Genomic DNA, 22561 nt, shown 5'->3' with positions numbered 1-22561 from the left:
GAGGAGAACAGGCAAATGGGCATGGGACGCCCCCGCGAATTCGACGCCGAAACGGCGTTGGACCAGGCGATGGAAGTGTTTTGGCGCCATGGCTATGAGGGTGCCACGATCGCTCAGTTGACCGAAGCCATGGGGATCAATCCGCCCAGCCTCTATGCCTGTTTCGGCAACAAGGAAGGGCTGCTGAAGGCCGCGCTCGACCGCTATACCAAACTGCGCACCGTCTGGATGGACGAGGTCGTGGCGGCACCCACCGCCCGCGACGTCGCCGAACGGATGCTGATGGGCATCGCCGACAAGCAGACCGATCCCGCCAACCCGCCCGGTTGCCTGCTCGTGCAGGGCGGCATTGCATGCGGCACCGGATCAGAAAGCGTCCCCTTCGAACTCGCCGCCCGGCGCGCCCAGAACGAGGACCAGCTTCGCGATCGTTTTGTTCGCGCCAAGGCCGAAGGCGATCTCAAGCCGACCTCGGATCCCGCGGCACTCGCGCGCTACGTTTCGGCCGTCTCGGTCGGCATGGGCGTGATGGCGTCCTCAGGCTCCGACCGCGAGGCATTGCAGCAGGTCGCGAGCGTGGCGGTGCAGGCGGTCGAGGCGCAGTCGACTGCAAGAACATGACGAGCGTTGTCGTCTTCGCCTCTATCATCTCACCGATTGCGTGGCAGACAGCGACGGCGGCGGGACGAAGCCGCCGAACGCGCGTTCGATCAGTCCGGCGAGCGCAATCGGTGTGCGGTCCTCGAGATAAGGCCCGATGATCTGGACGCCGATCGGCAGGCCCGATGGCGTGCGCTCGATCGGAACGGCCGTTGCAGGCAGTCCGCAGGTCGAAGCGGGGTCTGCCCAGATGAAGCACGCATCGGCATAGGGATAGAGCTGTCCATCGATATCGAGTTGCCGCGCGTCGAACGGCTCGGACTGGTCCTGGGGAAAGGCCGGTACGGCGGCGGCCGGGTAGATTACTGCGTCGAACTCGCGGAACAGCTCCTGCCATCGTTGTTGCAGCCGCAGGCGCGCCGCGTCGGTCGCCAGCCATTCGCGATGGACCATCGCCCAGCCGCGCGCGCTCGGCCTGCAGGCTGCGGTCGTCGGGCGAGAGTTCTGCGGCAACTCCTTGCGCCTCTGCGAGGGCGGCCGGTGTCAGGCGTGGACTTCGCGCTGCGTTCAACAGCTTCATGTAAAGGCGGGCGGATTCGGCGAGATCGGGCAGAGACGCACTCGAGCGCGCGACGCGTGCGCCTGATCGTTCGAGCCGTTCCGACAACCGCCCGATGGCGGAACGCACGGCATCGCCTGTCGGCATCAACGGATGCGTATCGATCACGAGAATCCTGAAACCCCTGAGCTGGTCGTGTCGTGAGGCCGGCAACGCAAGACGATAGCCGATCCCGTCGCGCGTCTCGTCGGGGCCGGCGATCACGTCGAGCGCGAGTGCGAGATCCGAGGCAGTGCGCGTCATTGGTCCAACGACGGCGAGATCACCCTGGCCGGCAACGGGCGGTGCCGGCGGAAGGCTGTATCCGCGCAGCGGGACGAGGCCGAGGCTCGGCTTGTGTCCGAACACACCGCAGAAATGCGCGGGCACCCGGATCGAGCCGCCAATATCCGAGCCGATCGACAGCGGTCCGAATCCCGAAGCCAGCGCCGCGCCTGATCCGCCTGAAGAGCCGCCGGGCGATCGGCCGAGATCCCACGGATTGTTCGTCGTACCGTAGATGTCATTGTAGCTCTGGAAATCTCTGAGGCCGATCGGGATATTGGTCTTGCCGATGATGACAGCACCCGCCGCCTTCAACCGCGAGACGACAAGGGCGTCCTCCGCGGGTTGGAAATCTTTGAAATGCGGAAAGCCCCACGTCGTCGGCAGGCCGGCGACGTTGAACGGTTCTTTCAACGTCACGGGGATGCCGAGCAATGGCTGCCGCTCGCCGCGACCAAGTGCGGTATCGGCGGCGCGCGCGGCGTCTCGTGCGCGATCGAAATCGCGAACGATGACGGCATTGATCTGCCCGTCCAGCGCCTCGATGCGCGCGATCGTATGCTCGATCAACTCGGACGCAGAAAGCTTGCGCGCGTGCAGGGCGCTCAGCAATGTGCTGATCGAGCCGTAGTCCCAGTCAGTGGCGGTCAATCCGGGCGGCATCACGATCTCCATTGTCTTGCATCGCCGCGTCGATGTCGCTCGGCTGCAAATCGATCCGAGTATCGAGCATGCAATTTGGCGGATGGTATGAGGAGGCCACGCAACGGGAACCAGATCTGTCCGCCGGTCGGGGGCCGGAGGCGGCGCCTGGCCATCAGATCGCGGGATACCCACTGCTTGCCGCGGTCTATGCGCGATCGAGGGCTCTGTACGGGCTGCTGCTCACGTGGCATTGGGGGCGGCGAAGCCTGGATACTGACGACCATGTTCGCCCTGACATTCCTTGGGACCTCCGCCAGCGTTCCGTCGGCGGAGCGCAACCATCCGGCTCTCCTGGTGGAGGCCACGGGCAAGCGCGTCCTCATCGATTGCGGCGAGGGCACGCAGCGCCAGTTGCTGCGCAGCGGCGCGGGCTTTCGACGGCTTGACCGCATTCTGCTGACGCATGCCCATCTCGATCACGTGCTCGGTATCCCCGGTCTCTTCTCGACGCTGGGGTTGCGTCAGCAATCGGACGCGATGACCGTCTATGGAGGCCAGGGCACGCTCGACATCGTCATCCGCATGCTTGCCGGCCTGTGGGGCGCGGGCAGGGCGCCGATCCCGGTGGAGTTCGCACCGCTGACCGAAGGACAGGTTATCGACGCCGGCGACTTCACCATCGATTGCTTTCCGGTCCGTCACCGCGACACCGACAGCTTTGGTTTTTGCTTCCAGAGTCCGGCACGCCGCCATCTTGAGCGGGAGCGCCTCGCCGAGCTCGGTGTTCCCGATGGGCCGCTGCGCGGAGAACTGGCCGCGGCACGACCAGTCGTGATCGCCGGCCGCACGATCTATCCCGAAGACGTCATGGGGCCGCCGAGCGGCGGCAGGAAGCTTGTGGTCATCGGCGACACCGAAACCACTGACGGGCTGTCCAGGCATGTCGCCGACGCCGATCTGCTGGTGATCGAGGCGACCTTCCTCGATCGCGACGCCGCGACCGCCCGGGACTATGGTCATCTCACCGCGCGCGAGGCGGCTTCATTTGCCGCCGCGAACAACGTCAGGCAACTCGTGCTGAATCACATGTCGGGGCGTTATCGCGACGAAGAGATTCTGGCCGAAGCGACAGCGATTTTTCCAAACACGCGGATCGCCGCCGACTTCGATCGCGTCGTGATTTAGCGGCACCGCTCAAAGAGAGCGCAACCTCTGACGGTCTGTTTGTGAGCTGCTTAACCTGCGGTGGCTGGGGAACTAGGATTCGAACCTAGACAAACAGAGTCAGAGTCTGTTGTGCTACCGTTACACCATTCCCCAACGGAATAGCCGAACAAATTCAATGGCTTGTTGATTTGTCCGGCTGTGGCCGATGGCACTTATCGCGCAAATCACGGCTCAGGCGTGGAGGGTTTCTACCCGCTCGGCTGTGGGCTGGCAAGCGCTGCGACGCAGGGATGTTTTGCGGTCCACATGGGACGTGCGGGCCGTGGCATCGTGGGCTCCGGCGGAGCGCCGCGGCGGCGCGCGACCGTTTGCCTCATCCGAAAATCACGGTTCCTGGTCGGATCGTCACGCACCGCATCGTCCTTCGGACACACAACCCAAGGAGATCCGTGATGCCCTATGTCGATGGTTTCGTGCTGGCCGTGCCGAAGGACAACATCGAGGCTTACAAGGCGCTGGCGCAAGCGGCCTGCGCGATTTGGATGGAGCACGGTGCGCTCGATTATGTCGAATGCATCGGCGACGACGTGCCCTACGGCGAGCTGACTTCGTTTCCGCGCGCGGTGATGGCGAAGGAGGACGAGATCGTGGTGTTCGCCTGGATCGTCTATCGCGACCGGGAGACCCGCGACACCGTCAACAAGAAGGTGATGGCGGACCCGCGGCTGAAGTTGGATGGTATGCCGTTCGACGGCAAGCGCATGATCTACGGCGGTTTCACGACGCTGCTGCGGGCGAGCGACGTGATGGGGTAAGGGCGCTGACCCGGCCCACACGTCGGTGCTTGTCCATGCAGCGTCGTGGCAAGCCGTTTTACTTGCCGGTACGGGGCCAGCATGCCATCCTCTCATCGCCAGGCATAAACAACCGGAAGCGGGCGCTTAGCCGAGCTTCCAAAAAAACTGGTTGGGGAAACCCTTGGGAGGTTTGATTTCATGAGATTGAAGCACGTCACCGGGCTGCTTTGCGCGGCCGCGATGTCCCTTGCGCTCGCTTCAGCCGCGCAGGCCCAGGACAAGGTCGTCAAGATCGGCGCGATCCTGCCGATGTCCGGCGGCACCGCCTCGATCGGGGCGCACGCCAAGGCGGCGCTCGAGGTCGCAATGGACATCATCAACAACGCTCATCCCGAGCTCGGCACTCTGCCGCTTGCCAAGAACGCAGGCCTTGCGGGCCTCGGCGGCGCCAAGATCGAGATCGTGTTCGCCGACAACCAGGGCAACCCGGCGACAGGCCAGAACCAGGCGCTGCGCCTGATCACGGAAGACAAGGTAGCCGCCGTGTTCGGCTCGTATCAGTCCGGCGTCACGCTGACCTCGAGCGCCATCGCCGAAAAATACGGCATTCCCTTTCTAAACTCCGAGTCGGTCGCCGCCAATCTCACCGAGCGCGGCTTCAAATGGTTCTTCCGCACCACGCCGATCGCCACCGACTTCGCCAAGGCCTATGTCGATTTCCTCGCCGACATCAAGGCGCAGGGCGCCAAGACCGATGCAATCGCGCTGGTTCACGACAACACCGAATATGGCACCTCGGTCGCCAACACGATCAGCGCCGCCTTCAAGGAGAAGGGCCAAGCCATCGCAGTTGACGTCGCCTATCCCGTCAATGCGACCGACGTTCAGGGCCAAGTGCTCCAGCTCAAGGAGAAGAAGCCCGACGTGATCATCATGATCAGCTACACGTCGGATGCGATCCTGTTCGCCAAGACCATGCAGTCGCTTGACTACAAGCCGGCGGTTCTTTTGGCCGATGACGCCGGCTATTCCGATCCCTCCTTCATCAAGGCGGTCGGCAAGATATCGCAAGGCGTCTTCAACCGTTCGTCATGGTCGGTGGGGCCGGCCGGCTCACCATCGGCCATCATCGCCGACATGTACAAGAAGAAGAGCGGCGAGGAGATGGACGACACCGTCGGCCGTCAGATGCAGGGCTTCTTCGTGCTGGCCGACGCGATCGACCGCGCCGGCTCGACCGACCCGGCAAAGATTCAGGCCGCGTTGAAGACGACCGATCTGAAGCCCGAGCAATTGATGATGGGTTACAAGGGCGTGAAGTTTGACGACAAGGGCCAGAATATCCTCGCCTCCGGGCTCATCATCCAGCTCCAGGATGGCGAGAACTACACCGCGGTATGGCCGAAGGCCAACGCCGCGAAGGCGCCGGTGCTGCCCTACAAGGGCTGGTGAGATTTGAAGGCGGGGCTGCGCGCCCCGCCATTTTCGAAATGATTTGATCAGAGCAACGCTGGCTCATGTCCTTTGTACTCGTGCAGGTGATCGTCGGCGGACTTCTGCTTGGCGCTGTCTATGCCCTGTTTTCCTCAGGCCTCACGCTGGTGTGGGGCATGATGAACATCGTCAATTTCGCGCATGGCGATTTTGTCATGCTCGGCATGTACGTCGCCTATGTCGTCTACACGCTGTTGGGAGGAGGGCCGATCCTCGGCGCGCCGCTGGCAACCCTGGTGCTCGCGACCGTCGGCGTCGTCGTCTATTTCGCCCTGATCCGCGATATCATGAAGGGACCGATGCTGGCGCAGATCCTCGGCACTTTCGGGCTTGCGCTATTGCTGCGTTATTCCGTGTTCTGGTGGTTCGGGGCCAACTTCCTGTCGATGCCTCCGGACATCGTGGGCGGCACTTATGCGTTCGCGGGCCTGCGCATCGAGGCCTCGCGGCTGCTTGCCGGCGTGGTCGCGCTGCTGGTCACGCTCGGGCTGCATCTGCTGCTCACGCGGACCTCGCTCGGCTCGAAAATGCTGGCGGTGGCGGAGGATCAAACAGCGGCCCAGCTCATGGGCATCCGTCCCGATACCATGCAGGCGATCGCCTGGGCGATTGCGGCCGGTGCCACCGGGCTTGCCGGCGCGCTGATTGCGAACTTCTTCTACATCGTGCCGACCGTCGGCGAGACGCTTGGCATCGTCGCCTTCGTCACGGTGTCGCTCGGCGGTTTTGGCAGTGTGCCGGGCGCCCTTGTCGCAGGCCTGCTGATCGGCATGATCGAATCGCTGTCGGGCTATCTGATCGGCGCGATCTACAAGGACATCGTCGTCTATGTCCTGTTCCTGCTCTTCCTCTGGTTCCGGCCGCAAGGCCTGATGGGCAAGACCTGATGGGAAGGCTGTGATGCGGCGCTTGATCTGGCTCTCGGTCGTCGCAGCGTTCGCGATCTGCTATCCGCTGCTGCTGTCCTCGCCGTTCCAGCAGCGTCTGGGCGCGCTGGTGCTGCTTTATGCGATTGCAGCGTCCGCGTGGAATATCGTCGGCGGCTATGCCGGCCAGGTCTCGGTCGGCCACGTCGTCTTTTTCGGCTGCGGTGCTTATGCCGCGATGGGATCCTACGCAAAGTTCGGCCTGTCGCCCCTGTTCGGCATCCCCGGCGGGATCGTGCTCGCCGTGGGCTTGGCCGCGATCATCGGCGTGCCGACGCTGCGTCTGTCGGGCCATTATTTCAGTATGGCGACCATCGCGGTCGCCGAGACGATGCGGCTGATCGTGACCAACACCGAATGGCTCGGTGCGGCCGTCGGGCTCTCAGGGCCGACCGTGCCGCGCAACATCTTCGATCTCTCGTTCCTGTCGTCGCTGCCGTATTATTATCTCTTCCTCGCAATCCTCGTGATCACGCTGTTGATCACCTGGTGGATGACCAACAGCCGCATGGGATTTTACCTGCGCGCGATCAAGGACTCCGAGCGCGCGGCGCGCTCGCTCGGCGCACCCGCCAGTCGCACCAAGCTCTACGCCTACATGCTGAGCGCGGCGCTGACGAGCGTCGCCGGCGCGCTCTATGCCATGATGTTCGGCTTCGTCGACCCCGAGTCCGGGTTCGGGATCCTGATTTCGGTGAAAATCCTGATCATGGCGGCGCTGGGCGGGGCAGGGCTGTTGTTCGGGCCCCTGGTCGGTGCCGCGATCCTGGTGCCGCTGGAGGAGATCTCGAACAGCTGGCTCGGCGGCAAGGGCGCCGGGCTCACCTTCGTGCTCTATGGCGCGATCATCGTGGTGATCGCGCGCTTCCAGCCCGGCGGTCTGCTCAGCCTGTTCACTCGGCGCAGCAAGCCGACGAAGGACACGGGAGCTGGCCATGCTCCTTGAGGCACGCGAAATTACGAAGGCGTTCGGAAGCTTCAAGGCGGTGGACGATGCCTCCGTGACCTTGGAGCAAGGCGACATCCTCGGCCTGATCGGCCCGAATGGCGCGGGCAAGTCCACCTTCTTCAATTGCCTGACTGGCGATCTCAAGACCACTTCGGGCTGCGTCCTGTTCGAGGGCCGTGACATCACGGACTTCGCGCCGGAGCTGCGCGCCGGGCTTGGGCTCGCTCGTACCTTCCAGGTGCCGCAGACATTTGAGGGCATGACGGTGCTGGAGAACGTCATGATCGGCGCGTTCCTGCGCACCTCGCATCGCAAGGACGCCGAGACCAGGGCGCGCGCGGTGCTCGAGCGCGTCGGCATGATCAGGCTTGCGGATGCGCCGGCGCGCTCGCTCGGCACCCCCGGTCGCAAGCGGCTGGAGATCGCGCGGGCGCTGGCAACCGAACCGAAGGTGCTTCTGCTCGACGAAGCCATGGCCGGCCTCAACGCCCATGAGGTGAGGCTCGCCATCGACCTCGTGCGCGACATCCATCGTTCCGGCATCACCCTTGTGATCGTCGAGCACATCATGGAAGTGATCATGTCACTCGCCAGCCGCGTGATGGTGTTCCACCAGGGCAAGGAGATCGCCCGCGGATCGCCGCGCGAGGTCACATCCAACCCGGCGGTGATCGAGGCCTATCTCGGCAAGCGTGCAGCCAAGGCAGCGGCCGGCCACACGCCGGTCGAACTGATGGGCGGGCCCGACCTATGAGCGGGCCGTTGCTGCGGATCGAGCACCTCGAGGTGCGCTACGGCGATCTCATCGGCGTGTCCGACGTCTCGCTGGAGGTTCCTGAAGGCAGCGTCGTGGCGCTACTCGGCTCCAATGGCGGCGGCAAGACCACGACGCTGAACGCGATCGCCGGCCTTATTCCCGTGCATTCCGGATCGATCCGCTTTCGCGGCGAGGATATCGCCGGCGAAAGAGCCTTTGCGATCGTGCGCAAGGGGCTGGCGCTGTCGCCAGAAGGCTGGCGGCTGTTCGTGCAGCAGAGCGTCGAGAACAATTTGATGCTTGGCGCAACGCCGCTGCGCGACAAGTCGCGCCAGGCCACGCTGCTCGAACGTGTCTACGAGATCTTTCCGCGCCTCAAGGAACGCCGCAACCAGCGTGCCGGCACCATGTCCGGTGGCGAACGGCAGATGCTCGCGGTCGGGCGCGCGCTGATGAGCGAGCCGAAGCTGTTGATGCTGGATGAACCTTCGCTCGGTCTCGCGCCGGCGGTGGTCGAGTCCATGTACGAGACCTTCGGCCGCCTGCATCGCGAGGGCCTGACCATTCTGCTCGCCGAGCAGTCGATCGAGCTCGCACTGGAGGTCTCGCATTTCGCCACGGTGCTCCAGGTCGGCAAGAGCGTGCTGTCGGGCACGGCGGCGGCGCTCGCGGAGGATCCGCAGGTGCAGAAGGCTTATCTGGGCGTGGACTGACCGATTTCCGCCTGGAGGCGCCCGGTATCGGGGGCGTTGGGCTGCAATATGGATATGCAACAGTAACGGCGAGGCGTCGCTACTTGATCTTGTCGTAGGCCGCCGCGAAATCGCCGAGCGGCATCGGGATCGCGATCGTTTCCTTCGCCATGTTCTGGAAGGAGACCTTGAGCTGCTTGCCCGACCGCAAAGTCGCAAGCAGGTCCGGCGCGATCGGCGAGGAGGCGTAGCAGCCGCGGTTCTCGCAGGTCTGGATCTGGAGATCGACCGTCTTGCCCTCGTCAACCTGGAGCTTGGCGCCGATGGGAAGGTTGAGGCCAAGCGGCAATTGCAGCAGCGCCACCGGTGTGCGGGTGTCGGGCGCGATGCGGATGTTGATCAGAACGATGGTCTGGGCGGTCTTGGTCAGCACCGCGTTCTGCTCCATCGCGCATTCGAGCGGTGCGTCGCGGCTGACGCTGGTGCAGCGCACGACCCAGCCGGGCTGCTGCGCCGCAGCGCCGTCAGCCTGCGGCTGCGTCGGAGCCGGTGCGGGCTGTGCCGCCGGGGCAGACGGAGCTGCGTTCTTCTTGGCGCCTTGCTGGGCATGCGCGGCACCCGCCGACACCAGGAGAGCGGCTGCTAAGGCGACAAGTCTGGATTGCAAGGGCATGGCAAGACCGCGTTGACGTGAACCGAAGGCCTCGCTGTAACGTCGTGAGGCGCGCGGTGCAAGCTGCTACTCGGCAGCTTCCTTAACGGTGCCGTGCTCGACCGTCTCGTCGCCTTCGCCGCCACCCTTGCGGCCCCAGCCCGAGAACCAGTTGTTGAGCTCGTCGAGATAGAGATAGACGACCGGGGTGGTGAACAGCGTCAGCGCCTGGCTGACGATCAGACCGCCGACCATGGCGTAGCCGAGCGGCTGGCGAATCTCGGCGCCGGTGCCGTGGCCGAGCATCAGCGGCACGCCGCCGAGCAGGGCAGCCATCGTCGTCATCATGATCGGACGGAAGCGCAACAGCGCTGCCTGCCGGATCGATTCCGCCGGCGTCTTGTGCTCGTCGCGCTCCGCGGCGATGGCGAAGTCCACCATCATGATGCCGTTCTTCTTCACGATGCCGATCAGCAGAATGACTCCAATCAAAGCAATGAGGCTGAACTCGAAGCCCGCCGCCATCAGGATCGCGAGCGCGCCGACGCCGGCCGAGGGCAGAGTCGACAGAATCGTGATCGGATGGATGTAGCTCTCGTAGAGGATGCCGAGGATCAGATAGACCACGACCAGCGCGGCGAGGATGAGGAGCGGCACGGTGCCGAGCGACTGCTGGAACGCCTGTGCCGTGCCCTGGAAGCTCGAATTGAGCGTCGGCGGCGCGCCGAGGTCCGCCATCGCCTTCTGCACGGCCTCCGTAGCCTGGCCGAGCGCGACGCCCTGGGCGAGGTTGAAGCTGATCGTGATCGCCGGGAACTGGCCCTGGTGGCTGATCGAGAGCGGGCGAACCGGATCGGTGCTCCAGGTCGCGAAGGTCGACAGCGGCACCTGGTCGCCGGTTAGCGGGGACTTCAGGTAGAGCTTGTTCAGGCTCTCGAGGCTGCCCTGCATCTCCGGCAGGATCTCGAGAATCACCTTGTAGGTGTTGAGCTGGGTGAAATACTGCGTGACTTGGCGCTGTCCGAAGGCGTCGTACAGCGTGTCGTCGATCAGCTGCGGCTGGATGCCGTAACGCGCAGCCGTATCGCGGTTGATCTTGAGCTGAACCGTGGTGCCTTGGGTCTGCTGGTCGGTCGCGACGTCGCGCAGTTGCGGCAAGGTCTGCATCTTGGCGAGAATCTTCGGCGCCCAGTCATTGAGCTCGGCGAGATCGGCGTCCTGCAGGGTGAACTCGAACTGCGTACGCGTCGGCCGGCCGCCGAGCCGGACGTCCTGGGCCGCCTGCATGTAGAGGCGGGCGCCGGACACCTTCTCGAGCTTGGGACGCAGCCGCGCGATGATCTGCTGCGCCGAGGCATTGCGGACGCTGAGCGGCTTCAGCGTGATGAACATGTTGCCGTTGTTGCCGGCGCGGCCACTGCCGCCGATGTTCATCGCGATCGTTGCGACGTCGGGGTCGTCCATTACGATTTTGCCGAGCTCGACCTGGCGGCGCTGCATCTCCGCGAACGAGATGTCCTGGGAGGCTTCCGAGGTCGCCGTGATCAGGCCGACGTCCTGTTGCGGGAAGAAGCCTTTCGGGATCAGCACGAACAGATAGACCGACAGGGCAAGGGTGGCGAAGAAGATCGTGAGCGTGGTGCGGCGCCAGCTCAGGGCATGGTCGAGCACCCATTCGTAGCCGCGCAACATTGCATCGAAGCCGCGCTCGCTCCATTGGTAGAACTTGCCGTGGGTGACCTCGCCATGGGCGCGCAGGAAGCGCGAGGCCATCATCGGCGTCAGGGTCAGCGACACGAACATCGAGACGAAGATTGTCATCGCCAGCACGACGGCGAATTCGCGGAACAGGCGTCCGATGATGCCGCCCATCAGCAGCAGTGGAATCAGCACTGCGACCAGCGAGATGCTGATCGACACGATGGTGAAGCCGATTTCCTTGGAGCCCTTGAAGGCCGCCGCCATCGGCGATTCGCCTTCTTCGATGTAGCGCGTAATGTTCTCGAGCATCACGATAGCGTCGTCGACGACGAATCCGACCGCGATGGTGAGCGCCATCAGCGATAGATTGTCGAGCGAATAGCCGACGACCCACATCAAGGCGCACGCGCCCAGCAGCGCCAGCGGCACTGTGATTGTGGGAATGACAGTCGCCCAAAAACTGCGCAGGAAAATGAAGATGACCATGACCACCAGCGCTATGGTCAGCAGCAGCGTGAACTGGACGTCCTCGACCGCGGCGCGGATCGTCGTGGTGCGGTCGCTGATGAGCTCGATCTTGATCGCGGGCGGGATCGCGGCGACGAGGCGAGGCAGGGTGGCCTTGATCCGGTCGACGGTTTCGATAACGTTGGCGCCCGGCTGCTTGAAGATCACCAGGAACACGCCGCGCTTGCCGTTGGCCCAGGCCGCCTGCTTGGCGTCCTCGGCGCCGCTGACCGCTTGGCCGACATCGCGGATTCGCAAGGGACCGCCATTGCGATAAGCGATGATGACGTCGTTCCAGTCCTTGGCCTGCGTGAGCTGGTCGTTGGCGTAGATCGTGTAGGCGCGCTTCGGGCCGTCGATGTTGCCCTTGGGGCTGTCGACCGTGGTGATCGCGATCTGGCTGCGCACGTCCTCCATCGACAGGCCCTTGGCGACGAGTTTGGCCGGGTCGATCTGGATGCGGATAGACGGTTTCTGCTGGCCCCCGATGAAGACCTGCGCGACGCCGGAGAGCTGGCTGATCTGCTGGGCGAGCTGGGCGTCGACCGCGTCGCTGACGCTGGTCAGCGGCAATGTGTCTGAGGTTGCCGACAGCAGCAGGATCGGCGCGTCGGCCGGGTTGACCTTGCGGTAGGTCGGCGGCGACGGCAGGTTCTTCGGCAGCTGACCGCTCGCGGCGTTGATGGCGCCCTGCACGTCGTTGGCGGCGCCGTCGATGCTGCGGTTGAGGTCGAACTGGATGGTGATCGACGCGGTGCCCAGATAGCTCGTCGAGGTCATCTGGGCGATGCCCGGGATCTGGGCGAATTGCCGTTCGAGCGGCTGGGCCACCGACGAAGCCATGGTCTCTGGGCTGCCGCCCGGCAGATTGGCTGTGATCTGGATGGTCGGGAAGTCTACCTGCGGCAGTGGCGCGACCGGCAGCAGGGGATAGGCGACGAGACCGACGAAGAGAATGCCGGCCATCAGCAGCGAGGTGCCGATGGGATAACGGATGAAAGGTGCCGAAATCCCGCCCGCGTTCATTCCTGTCGGACCTTGTTCTGGGCCGGATCCGTACTCGCCACGGCCGTGGAGACGAGGCTCCCGGGCTGGACCTTGAATTGGCCGCCGGTGATCACTTGCTGCCCGGGCGTCAGCCCTTCGTCGACGACGGAACGTCCGTCGATGCTGTAGCTGACCTTGATCTTGTGCACCTCGGCCTTGTTGTCCTGATTGACAGAATAGGCGTAGAGGCCGTTGGTGGAGTGCTGGACCGCATCATCCGGGACAACGGTCGCATCCTTGAGGGTGCGCACCAGCAGGCGCGTTGACACCGACTGCCCGGGCCACAGCGCGTGGTCCTTGTTGTCGAACACCGCCTTGAGCCGGATCGTGCCGCTGCTGGTGTCGACCTGGTTGTTGATGACCGCGAGTTTGCCCTCGGCCAGCGTCTTCTTGCCGTCGGTGGTGAAGGCGATCACCCTGAGCGCGCCGGCCTTCTGGCCCTCGCTGATATAGGGCAGCTGATCCTCTGGCGCGGTGAAGATCACCGAGATCGGCTCGACCTGCGAGATCGTGACGATGCCGGTCTGCGTCGAGGCGTTGACGATGTTGCCGATGTCGACCTGGCGCAGGCCCGCGACGCCGGTGATCGGCGCCTTGACCTGGGTGTAGTCGAGCTGGGTCTGCGCGTTGGAGATCGCAGCATCATCGGCGGCGATCTGTGCGGTGAGCTGGGCGACCGTGGAGCGCTGGGTGTCGACCCGCTGGGCGGTGGCGAATTCGCCGAGCTTCATGGCGCGCTGGAGCTCGAGATTGGCGTTGGCCAGATTTGCCTCGTCCTGGGCCTTCTTGGCCTTGGCCTGGTCGAGCGTGGCTTGATAGGGACGGGGATCGATCGAGGCGAGAAGCTGGCCCTCCTTGACGATCTGGCCTTCGGTGAAGGCGATCTTGTCGATCTGGCCATCCACCCTGGTCCGGACTTGGACGGTGTTGAAGCCCGCAACCGTGCCCAGACCGGTCAGGTAAACCGGAAAGTCCACCTTCTGAACTGGCGAAACGCTCACGGGGACGGCGGACGGGCGCTGCGGCCCCTTTTGTGCGGTCTGGGTTTTTCCGGCGTCGGGCGAGCCGAATTTCTGCCAACCATAGTAACCTGCGGAGGCCACGGCCGCGATGATCAGAATCCAGAGGATCGGCCGGGACTTTTTCATATCGTCTCGTGTCGGCTCTTATGCCCTAAGCTACGAATTATGAGGCAATCATAGGGTTCCAGGAGGCTTGTATAATACACGCCAAGTTCCAGTGTAAACAGCACTATCGGTTGAGAATCCTAAACAATTGGAAAGCTTTGCACGGGTTAGGCAGCTCCGTGTCACTACGGTGTGCCGTGCTGCATTCCCCCCTCAGGAACGATCAGCGTGCAAAGTTTGTGCAATGCTCGAAAGCGGTGTGCTCTGGACTGAGCGGCGCCGCGCATGGGCCGCAAGGCGACGGCTGGCAGGAACGGTTCTAATCGTGCAGTTTCGGTTGTCAGGGAAATCGGCATCGGTCATATCGACGCGCCACAACGGGAGCGCAGCATGGACGAACTGAACGGCAAGCTGATCGCGTGTCAGATCCTGATCACGGGACTGATCGCACGCGTCGCCAACGAGCAGCGTGATCCCTTGCGCTTTCTCACCGAGTTCCGCGACGAGATCAGAGCCGTCGTCAACGGCGTCAACATCGCAGGCATGGACGACAGCGACCGCGTGCGCGCGGTGGCGCGGAAGACCGTCGATGAATTGTTCTCGTTGATGAAGCCGCCAAGCAGCGATTGACCATGCGCCCGCGACCGCCGATTTAGCAGCATTTTCACGCGCTCTTTAGAACGACTCCAATCTCGATTTAGAACGATTTCAAACGGCAGTTTAGAATCGCTTTGATCTGGACTTATTCAAGCGTTCTCGCGGCTTACTCGCATTGACCCGCAATTTTGCGGCCGATACCAACACTCCAATCGCTCATCGAAGTGAATGGGCGAACTGGAATATGGGGCGTGTTTGGTAATGGGGCAGGTGGTCGCACCGAAGTCGTTGCGTTCGGTCGCAGCATTCGATGAAAAGTTCACGAGCGTTTCCGGCAAGAAGGTCTCCGCTGTCGCGGGCCTGATCGCAGCAGCATCGGTGTCGAGCGGCGCGGAGGCGCAGCAGTCGAACCTGCCGCCGGTGACGGTCGATGCGCCGGTCGCGCGTCCGCGCCCGGTGGCTTCGAAGCCGACGGCGGATCAGGTCCGCGCGCGCAATGCGCTTCGCCGCGCCGCGCAGCGGCAGCAGGCGGCGCAGCAGACCGCTCCCACCACGCCGTCCGGCGAGGTTGACCGCAATCCGTATTCGGATCCGGCGGCGCCATACAAGGTCGACCACGTCCAGGCCTCCGGCAAGTTTCCCGAGCCGATGCTGAACACGCCGAAGACCATCACCGTGCTCAGCAAGGAAGTTCTCGAGGACAAGAACGCCACGACGCTGAAGGAGATCGGGCGGTCGACCGCCGGCGTGACGCTGGGTTCGGGGGAGGGGGGCAACGCGTTCGGCGACCGCTTCTTCATCCGCGGCTTCGATGCGCGCAACGACGTCTTCATCGACGGTATCCGCGATCCCGCGGTCTCAATCCGCGAAAACTTCTTCACCGAGCAGATCGAGATCCTGCGGGGCCCCGCCTCGTCCTACGCCGGCCGCGGCACCGCTGGCGGTGCCATCAACATCGTCACCAAGCAGGCGGGCGACGTTAATTTCAAGCGGATGGATACCGAGTTCGGCACCGACAGAACCAAGCGCGTCACGCTCGACGTCAACCAGGTCGTCGATCCGACCTTCTCCGTGCGCGTGGGCGGCCTGTTCCAGGACGCCAACGTCGCCGGCCGCAACTATATCACCGACGATCGCTGGGGTTCTTTCATCTCGACCAAGTACACCCCGACCAACGACATCAAGATCACGACGAACTATGTCCACACCGATCTTAGCGGCTACCCGGATTTCGGCGTGCCCTTCTACAGGCAGGGCAATGTCCCTGTGACGTCGGCGGGCATTCCGCGCGGAAACTGGTACGGCTTCCTCAATCGCGACTTCCAGACCGCACGGCAGGATTTCGGCACCGGAACGATCGAGTACAAGGTCAACGATGCCATTACGCTGACCAGCAAGGTTCGCGGCGAGCACTCGCTGCTGAACTACATCGGCACCTTGCCGCAGAACCCGAACACGACCAGCCCCAATCCGCTGCTCTGGACCACCACGGCCAGCGCGCAGAGCCGCTTCCAGAACGTCGACGTGTGGGCCAACCAGAACGAGGCCACTTTCAAGCTCGTCACAGGAGGGGTCAAGCACACCGCGGTGTTCGGCGTGGAATACGCCAACGAGAACATCTCGATCGACCGTTACACCGGCCTCTCGTCGGAACTATTCGGCGGCGGCTCGACCAGCAACGGAGCGGTCACGGGGGTCAACCTCTACTCGCCGCAGTACACCTACATTCCCTTCAGCAACACGCCATCGCTGGTTGGAAATCCCACGCGCTATGGTGTCAACACCAGCAGCGTCTACGTCATGGACACTGCGAACTGGCAGGACACCATCATTGTGAATGGCGGCGTGCGCTACGACGGCTATAATATGAGTGCGTCAGTCAACGCGCCCCCCGCCCTAAAAATGAACGCCGATCTTGTCAATTACAATGTCGGCGCGGTCTACAAGCCGATCTCGATCGGCAGCCTTTATGCAGCCTATGCGACCTCGGCCAATCCGTTCGGGTCGGAGCTTGATGCGACCGCGACCGATTACGGTGGTGTTCCGCCCAACACGACCGTTTTGCTCGGACCCGAGCGCAACAAGGCAATCGAGCTCGGCACCAAATGGGAGCTTGCCGACCGTCACCTGCTGGTGACCGGTGCGCTGTTCCAGACGACCAAGGACAATGCGCGCGAGACCGTCAACAGCGTGCTGACTTCGGGCGCCGCCTACAGGATCCAGGGCATCGACATCGAGGCCGAGGGCAAGCTCACCGACCGCTGGAGCATTTTTGGCGGCCTGGTGCTGATGCAGTCGAAGGTCACGCAGAGCGGCGTTGCCTCGAATCTCGGTCTGCAACTCGCCAACATAGCCCACCAATCGTTCAGCATGTTGACCAAGTACAAGTTCGACGGCGGCTGGGAACTCGGCGGGCAGGCGGTGTACCGCTCGAAGGTCTATGGCGGCACGTTCGCGGCCAACACCAACGAGTTGCCGAGCTATTGGCGGTTCGACGCGTTCCTCGAGAAGAAGATCGACCAGAACTGGACCATGAAGTTCTACGCCCAGAACCTGACGAACAAGCTCTACTACGACTCGTTCTATCGCAGTGCCGTGCCTTTCGTGGCGGTCGCGCCGGGACGGGCGTTCTACCTCGTGACGACGGCGAAGTTCTGATCATGTTGACGTGCCTGCCTGGCGTTCTGAGCAAGGATGATGTGGCGGATTTCCGCCGCATCATGGACGCCAGCGATTGGGAGGACGGGCGCTCCACCGCCGGCTCGCAGTCGGCGATGGTCAAGCGCAACGAGCAATTGCCGCCCGACAGCGAAGTCGCGCGAAAACTCGGCAACCGCATCATTTCGGCGCTGACCTCGAACCCGCGCTTCATCGCGGCGGCGATCCCGCTCCAGATATTCCCGCCGCTGTTCAACCGCTATGCAGCCAGCAGCGGCCACCATTTCGGCCTGCACGTCGACAATGCCATCCGCGGCGACCGCCTGACCGGCCTCCGCATCCGCACAGACCTGTCGGTGACGCTGTTCCTGGCCGAGCCGGAGGAGTACGACGGTGGCGAACTTGTGATCGAGGACAGTTACGGTTCGCACGAAGTCAAGTTGCAGGCCGGGGACTGCGTGCTCTATCCCTCGACCAGCCTCCATCTGGTCACCCCGGTGACGAGGGGAACGCGGGTTGCGTCTTTCTTCTGGCTTCAGAGCATGATACGGGACGATCAAGCCCGGAGCATGATCTTTGACCTCGACACCGCGATACAGGCGCTGGTGGAACGGCTCGGGCGTGACGATCCCGAAACGGTCAAATTGACGGGTATCTATCACAACCTCATTCGCTACTGGGCCGAAGTATGAAGATCATGTCCTTCCAAGCAAGCCTTGCCGCAGCTCTTGTGCTGGCGGCCGCCTGGCTTGCATCCCCTGTTTCCGCCCAGACACAGGCCACGCCCGCGGCACCGGTCCAGTCGACGGCTCAGCCGTCCCCGGTCGGCCCGGCCCCGGTTGTTGCTCCGCCTGCGGCGCCGCAAGCTGCCGCGCCTGCGGCTGCAAAGTCCGATACTGCAGCCGGCATCGCGCCCGCCATGAAGGAATTGTCGCCCTGGGTGATGTTCATGTCGGCGGACATCATCGTGAAGGCGGTGATGATCGGGCTCGCTTTTGCATCGCTGATGACCTGGACGGTGCTGATCGCCAAGTCGATCGAGCTGTCGATCGCCGCGACCAAGCTTCGCTCGGCGCTGAAGAAGATCGCGGAGGCGCGCTCGCTCGCGGAAGCGCAGATGGCGCTCGGCTCCAAAGCGGGGATCCTGCCGTCCTTCCTGGCGGCGGCGCTGCGGGAGGCGCGGATGTCGGCCGGCCTGTCCAGTGACACCGGCATCAAGGAGCGGGCGGCTTCGAGCTTCTCCGAGATCATGCGCGCGGAGGCGCGGCGCATCCGCGTCGGCATGGGTGTGCTCGCGACCATCGGCTCGACCTCGCCCTTCGTCGGCCTGTTCGGCACGGTGTGGGGCATCATGAACAGCTTCATCGGCATCTCGAAGTCGCAGACCACGAACCTCGCCGTCGTTGCGCCCGGTATCGCCGAGGCGCTGCTCGCCACCGCGATCGGTCTGGTCGCCGCCATTCCCGCCGTCATCATCTACAATTACTTCTCGCGCGTGACGAAGAGCTATCTCGAGCTCGTCAGCCGTGCCTCGGGCGCGGCGGGGCGGTTGCTCTCGCGCGATCTCGACCGCAGCCACGGCAGCGTGCATTCGCGCGCGGCGGAGTGAACCATGGGCGTTTCGCTCGCAGACAATGATGACGACGACGATTTCGGCGAAACGCATGAAATCAACGTCACGCCGTTCATCGACGTCATCCTGGTGCTGCTGATCATCTTCATGGTCGCAGCGCCGCTCTCGACCGTCGACCTGCCGATCGATCTGCCGACGTCGAGCGCGACGCCGCAGAAGAAGCCGGACAAGCCGACCTATCTCAGCATCAAGCCCGATTTGACGCTTGCCATCGGAGAGAACCCGGTCCACCGCGCCGAGTTGATCGGCACCCTCGACGGGCTGTCCGACATGAGCAAGGACAAGTACGTGTTCCTGCGCGCCGATCGCTCGGTGCCGTATGGCGAGTTGATGGGCGTCATGGAGCTGTTGCGCTCAGGCGGCTATTCGCGGGTGAAGTTGGTTGCGCTGGAAGGCGCTCCGGGGGCGCCCGCGGCAGGCGCCGCTCAGCCTTAGAGGCCCGCTATGTCGGACGAGTCCAGACCAGCCCGGACGCTTTGGATTTTGGCAGCGATGGCGGCGCTCGCGCTCCATCTGGGCGGGGCCGCGCTCGCGTTGGCGCACCTGCGGGCCGATGACGCCGATGACGGCCTCGGCGCGGCCGGCGCGGAGTTCGCTGTCGAGATGGCCTCGCCGAAGGCGCCTGACACCGACCTTCCGCCGGGACCGGATAGTGAAGCGATGCAGGAGCAGCAGGCGCTTCCCGAGCAAAAGGCCGAGACCAAGGAAACCGAGCTTCCAAAGGATCAGTCGCAACAGGTCGACGATCCCGATCGGGTCGTCACCGAGAACATTTCGAAGAAGCCGCAGGACGAGGATCCGAAGATTGCGGCGGTCGAAACGCCCGCTGCGGAGGCCTCGCCGAAGTCCGTTGCGACGGCGCGGCAGACGCTCGACGAGGACGCGCGCGAGGCCGAGAAGGCACTGGCGCCCGTGCTGGGCATCGGCAAGGACATTCTAAAGCTCACGGCAGACTGGAATCGCAAGATTAGCGCGCACCTTACGGCCCACAAGGTCAATCCGGAAGGCAAGGAGCCCAACAATCAGAAAGTCAAGGTCAGCTTCGCGATCAACCGACGGGGCAACGTGCTTTCAGTCGACGTTGTCGAGTCGTCCGGGGATGCAGCTTACGATGCGGCCGCGATCTCGATTGTCCGCAAATCCGATCCCATCCCGCAGCCGCCTGCCAGCCTGACCGACGACCGGTTCGAGCGCACCGTCGACATCATCTTCACGCCGCCGGACGCAAGGAAAAAGAAGAAGACGGCTCAGCGCCAGTAGAGCCTGATCCCGACATAGACCACGACCAGGCAGGCGAAGATCAGGGCCACCGGGAGCGGCCGCTTCTGGGTTGCGCCCGCGGTCGCTGCCCGGAAGAAACTGGCCTTCTTCAGCTTCGGTTCGGGGCGGCGGAAAGCGGTAACATTGTCCGCCGCCGGTTCAGCCGCCCGGGGGCGGACGTCAGGTGGAGTTCCCGCGCCGCCCATCTCGGCATAGTAGGCCTTGTAGATGGCGCCGATGGTGGCCTCGGTAGCCTCACCCTCGTTCATCTGCGCCCGCAGGTTCTTGTAGCTCAGGAGGAACTCCTGCGCCTCCGGAGGCAGCGCGGACGACCCGTTGAGCTTGGCCATCATCTTCCAGGTGGCAAAATCGGCGCGAGCGCGGGTATCAGCGCGTCGCGCGATCAGCATATCGGCAGCTTTGACCAAGTCGGCCTCGAGCCCTTCGGCTTGTGTTCGGGTGTGCTGTTCAACTACGTATTGCCGGTCAGAATGAGAACAGCCTGAATCACATAACCGGTCAACGTTCGCAGTATTGCTGAAATAACATCAAGATTTAGACCGAACTGCGAGCCTGCCAGCGGTAGCAGGATCAGCAAGCCGATCAGAATCAGCATCCCGAACGGCTCGAGCCGCGCCAGCGGGAGGGCGAGTGGCCGGGGCAGCAGCCCTACCGCGACGCGCCCGCCGTCGAGCGGCGGGATCGGCATCATGTTGAACACCGCCAGCACCGCGTTGATCAGCAGTGCGTTCTTGAGATTGTCAAAGATCCATTGCGCCGAGTTCGCTGGGGCCCAGGGCAGGGCGTGCAGGGCAAGAGCTGCGGACAGCGCCAGCAGGATGTTGGTGGCGGGCCCGGCCAGCGCCACCCAGACCATGCCGAGTCTGGGGTCGTTGAGCTTGCGGAAATTCACCGGCACAGGCTTGGCATAGCCGAACAGGAATGGCGAATGCGCGAACAGCAGCATCGCCGGCAATATCAGCGTGCCGAACGGGTCGATGTGGCGGAGCGGGTTGAAGCTGACACGGCCGAGCTGCCATGCGGTATCATCACCGAGACGATGTGCGACGAAGGCGTGGGCAGCCTCGTGGAAGGTGATGGCGAGCACCAGCGGCAGCACCCACACCGAGAGGTCATACAAGGAAATGTTCACGGCTCGTCCGTCCCGGTTTGCCTGCGGTCTTGCAGCCGACCCAGCCAACCGGTGGTGCAGCAACGCGTCACCCCAACATAGGGTGGGCGGTCCCGAAATGCCACGCCGCAAATGATCGGCGAGACCAGCGGCCGTGACGTGGAGCCTTGGCGCCGGATGAGCTACGTCGGGATCGTCCCGTCATATCGGATCATGCCGTCCTCGATCGTCACCCAGCCCATCTTTTCGCTGACCCAGATGTGCTCGGTGGGCACAAACGCGTTGCGATCGTCGAAGGTCGCCAGCGCAACGCCAGCCAGCGTGCCGTTGCGCCGCCAGGCGAACAGGCGCGTGCCGCAGCGCTTACAGAACACGCGGTCGATGTTCTCGGACGACGCATAGCGCTCGGTGTCGCCCTCGACAGTCAGTGCGCGCTGGTCGAATTGCGCGCGGGCGAAGTAGGGCGAGCCCATCGCCTTCTGACAGAGGCGGCAATGGCAGATGCGGACGTTGAGCGGCTCGCCCTCCGCCTTGAACCGCACCGCGCCGCACAGACATCCGCCTTCTCGGATCATGGCTGCCTCAATAGGTTGCCCGCCCACCCGAGATGTCGAACACGGCGCCGGTCGAGAACGCGCAGTCCTCGGATGCGAGCCAGCTCACCATCGCGGCTAGCTCTTCCACCAGCACAAAGCGCGCTTTCGGGATTTTCGACAGCATGAAGTCGATATGCTGCTGCGTCATCTGGTCGAAGATCGCCGTCTTCGCAGCCGCGGGAGTCACCGCATTGACGAGAATGTCGTGTGCGGCCAATTCCTTGCCGAGCGACTTGGTCAGCGCGATCAGGCCGGCCTTGGACGCCGAATAATGCGAGGCGTTGGGATTGCCTTCCTTGCCGGCGATCGAGGCGATGTTGACGATGCGCCCGTACTTCTGCTTGAGCATCCAAGGCACGATCGCCTTGCAGACGATGAAAGGGCCGTCGAGGTTGATGCGCAGAACTTTCCGCCATTCCTCGAGATCGGTCTCCCAGACCGGCTTGTTGACGCCGGCGATGCCGGCATTGTTGACGAGGATGTCGATCTTGCCGAAGGCGGCCAGCGTCACGTCGCGGGCCTGCTCGACGGCCGCGGTATCGGTGACGTCGACCTTGAAGACGCAGGTGTTATCGCCGATTTCCTTTGCCGTCTTCTCGGCCAGGGCTGCATCAAAATCCCAGATCGCGACCTTGGCGCCGGAGGCGACGAAGCGCTGAACAATGGCGCGGCCAAAGCCCTGCGCGCCGCCGGTGACGATGGCGACACGGCCGTTGAGATCGATCTTGTTCATGCCGGGCC

General features: G+C 63.7%; 21 protein-coding genes, 1 tRNA gene and 1 pseudogene. 14 read left to right on the top strand and 9 right to left on the bottom strand.

Features of this window, described 5'->3' with window-relative positions:
* Nucleotides 1-15 precede the first annotated feature (15 nt).
* Nucleotides 16-621, top strand: a complete 606-nt coding sequence (locus IVB54_RS23170) for a TetR/AcrR family transcriptional regulator (protein WP_018459270.1) — start codon at nucleotides 16-18, stop codon at nucleotides 619-621.
* 24 nt (nucleotides 622-645) lie between these two features.
* On the opposite strand, the pseudogene IVB54_RS23165 reads toward IVB54_RS23170, so the two are convergent.
* Nucleotides 646-2146, bottom strand: a pseudogene (locus IVB54_RS23165) (amidase).
* 264 nt (nucleotides 2147-2410) lie between these two features.
* Between IVB54_RS23165 and rnz the strand changes: the two are divergent.
* A complete protein-coding gene (gene rnz, locus IVB54_RS23160) occupies nucleotides 2411-3313 on the top strand; it encodes a ribonuclease Z (RefSeq protein ID WP_018459268.1) in 903 nt (300 codons plus the stop codon).
* A gap of 61 nt (nucleotides 3314-3374) precedes the next feature.
* On the opposite strand, the gene IVB54_RS23155 is transcribed toward rnz, so the two are convergent.
* A tRNA-Gln gene (locus IVB54_RS23155) sits at nucleotides 3375-3448 on the bottom strand.
* A gap of 299 nt (nucleotides 3449-3747) precedes the next feature.
* Here IVB54_RS23155 and IVB54_RS23150 point away from each other — a divergent pair.
* From IVB54_RS23150 to IVB54_RS23125, 6 genes are all read left to right on the top strand, one after another.
* Nucleotides 3748-4110: a DUF1428 family protein gene (locus tag IVB54_RS23150; protein ID WP_247776460.1), complete on the top strand. Its 363-nt coding sequence runs from the start codon at nucleotides 3748-3750 to the stop codon at nucleotides 4108-4110.
* A gap of 180 nt (nucleotides 4111-4290) precedes the next feature.
* Nucleotides 4291-5544: an ABC transporter substrate-binding protein gene (locus tag IVB54_RS23145; RefSeq protein ID WP_018459266.1), complete on the top strand. Its 1254-nt coding sequence runs from the start codon at nucleotides 4291-4293 to the stop codon at nucleotides 5542-5544.
* A gap of 65 nt (nucleotides 5545-5609) precedes the next feature.
* Nucleotides 5610-6473: a branched-chain amino acid ABC transporter permease gene (locus tag IVB54_RS23140; RefSeq protein ID WP_018459265.1), complete on the top strand. Its 864-nt coding sequence runs from the start codon at nucleotides 5610-5612 to the stop codon at nucleotides 6471-6473.
* Between the two features lie 13 nt (nucleotides 6474-6486).
* Nucleotides 6487-7458, top strand: a complete 972-nt coding sequence (locus IVB54_RS23135) for a branched-chain amino acid ABC transporter permease (RefSeq protein ID WP_018459264.1) — start codon at nucleotides 6487-6489, stop codon at nucleotides 7456-7458.
* Entirely contained in the window at nucleotides 7448-8215 is a 768-nt protein-coding gene (locus IVB54_RS23130) for an ABC transporter ATP-binding protein (protein WP_018459263.1), read from the top strand. The genes IVB54_RS23135 and IVB54_RS23130 overlap by 11 nt, the downstream gene beginning before the upstream one ends.
* Nucleotides 8212-8931: an ABC transporter ATP-binding protein gene (locus IVB54_RS23125; RefSeq protein WP_247776459.1), complete on the top strand. Its 720-nt coding sequence runs from the start codon at nucleotides 8212-8214 to the stop codon at nucleotides 8929-8931. The genes IVB54_RS23130 and IVB54_RS23125 overlap by 4 nt, the downstream gene beginning before the upstream one ends.
* Nucleotides 8932-9010: 79 nt before the next feature.
* Here the strand turns inward: IVB54_RS23125 and IVB54_RS23120 are convergent, their stop codons facing one another.
* The 3 genes from IVB54_RS23120 to IVB54_RS23110 form a co-directional block, all read right to left on the bottom strand.
* Nucleotides 9011-9583: an invasion associated locus B family protein gene (locus IVB54_RS23120; protein WP_026233765.1), complete on the bottom strand. Its 573-nt coding sequence runs from the start codon at nucleotides 9581-9583 to the stop codon at nucleotides 9011-9013.
* A gap of 66 nt (nucleotides 9584-9649) precedes the next feature.
* On the bottom strand, nucleotides 9650-12796 hold the full coding sequence (locus IVB54_RS23115) for an efflux RND transporter permease subunit (RefSeq protein WP_018459260.1): 3147 nt from the start codon (nucleotides 12794-12796) through the stop codon (nucleotides 9650-9652).
* Entirely contained in the window at nucleotides 12793-13965 is a 1173-nt protein-coding gene (locus IVB54_RS23110) for an efflux RND transporter periplasmic adaptor subunit (RefSeq protein WP_018459259.1), read from the bottom strand. Before IVB54_RS23110 ends, IVB54_RS23115 begins: the two co-directional genes overlap by 4 nt.
* 369 nt (nucleotides 13966-14334) lie before the next feature.
* On the opposite strand from IVB54_RS23110, the gene IVB54_RS23105 reads away from it, so the two are divergent.
* The 6 genes from IVB54_RS23105 to IVB54_RS23080 all read left to right on the top strand — a co-directional run bounded on the left by IVB54_RS23105 (nucleotide 14335) and on the right by IVB54_RS23080 (nucleotide 20092).
* Nucleotides 14335-14574 carry a hypothetical protein gene (locus IVB54_RS23105; protein WP_018459258.1) on the top strand — a complete coding sequence of 80 codons (240 nt, stop codon included), beginning with the start codon at nucleotides 14335-14337 and terminating at the stop codon, nucleotides 14572-14574.
* Between the two features lie 228 nt (nucleotides 14575-14802).
* On the top strand, nucleotides 14803-17199 hold the full coding sequence (locus IVB54_RS23100) for a TonB-dependent receptor (protein WP_231188603.1): 2397 nt from the start codon (nucleotides 14803-14805) through the stop codon (nucleotides 17197-17199).
* A gap of 2 nt (nucleotides 17200-17201) precedes the next feature.
* Nucleotides 17202-17891 (top strand): Fe2+-dependent dioxygenase, encoded by a 690-nt coding sequence (locus IVB54_RS23095; RefSeq protein WP_018459256.1) that lies wholly within the window; start codon nucleotides 17202-17204, stop codon nucleotides 17889-17891.
* Nucleotides 17888-18808: a tonB-system energizer ExbB gene (exbB, locus tag IVB54_RS23090; protein ID WP_085395901.1), complete on the top strand. Its 921-nt coding sequence runs from the start codon at nucleotides 17888-17890 to the stop codon at nucleotides 18806-18808. Before IVB54_RS23095 ends, exbB begins: the two co-directional genes overlap by 4 nt.
* A gap of 3 nt (nucleotides 18809-18811) precedes the next feature.
* Nucleotides 18812-19267: a TonB system transport protein ExbD gene (exbD, locus tag IVB54_RS23085; RefSeq protein ID WP_018459254.1), complete on the top strand. Its 456-nt coding sequence runs from the start codon at nucleotides 18812-18814 to the stop codon at nucleotides 19265-19267.
* A gap of 9 nt (nucleotides 19268-19276) precedes the next feature.
* Nucleotides 19277-20092, top strand: a complete 816-nt coding sequence (locus IVB54_RS23080) for a TonB family protein (RefSeq protein ID WP_085352796.1) — start codon at nucleotides 19277-19279, stop codon at nucleotides 20090-20092.
* Here the strand turns inward: IVB54_RS23080 and IVB54_RS23075 are convergent.
* The 4 genes from IVB54_RS23075 to IVB54_RS23060 all read right to left on the bottom strand — a co-directional run bounded on the left by IVB54_RS23075 (nucleotide 20080) and on the right by IVB54_RS23060 (nucleotide 22553).
* Nucleotides 20080-20502 carry a hypothetical protein gene (locus IVB54_RS23075; protein ID WP_018459252.1) on the bottom strand — a complete coding sequence of 141 codons (423 nt, stop codon included), beginning with the start codon at nucleotides 20500-20502 and terminating at the stop codon, nucleotides 20080-20082. The genes IVB54_RS23080 and IVB54_RS23075 overlap by 13 nt on opposite strands.
* A 62-nt stretch (nucleotides 20503-20564) precedes the next feature.
* Entirely contained in the window at nucleotides 20565-21245 is a 681-nt protein-coding gene (locus IVB54_RS23070; protein WP_026233763.1) for a site-2 protease family protein, read from the bottom strand.
* A gap of 161 nt (nucleotides 21246-21406) precedes the next feature.
* Nucleotides 21407-21799, bottom strand: coding sequence for a GFA family protein (locus IVB54_RS23065; protein ID WP_018459250.1), 393 nt, complete (start codon nucleotides 21797-21799; stop codon nucleotides 21407-21409).
* 7 nt (nucleotides 21800-21806) lie between these two features.
* Nucleotides 21807-22553, bottom strand: a complete 747-nt coding sequence (locus tag IVB54_RS23060) for an SDR family NAD(P)-dependent oxidoreductase (RefSeq protein ID WP_247776458.1) — start codon at nucleotides 22551-22553, stop codon at nucleotides 21807-21809.
* Nucleotides 22554-22561 lie beyond the last annotated feature (8 nt).

It is taken from the genome of Bradyrhizobium sp. CW1 (assembly GCF_023100665.1).
Lineage (GTDB): Bacteria > Pseudomonadota > Alphaproteobacteria > Rhizobiales > Xanthobacteraceae > Bradyrhizobium > Bradyrhizobium canariense_D.
Note: the sequence above shows the minus strand (reverse complement) of the source record. Positions and strands in the feature narration are given on the sequence as shown.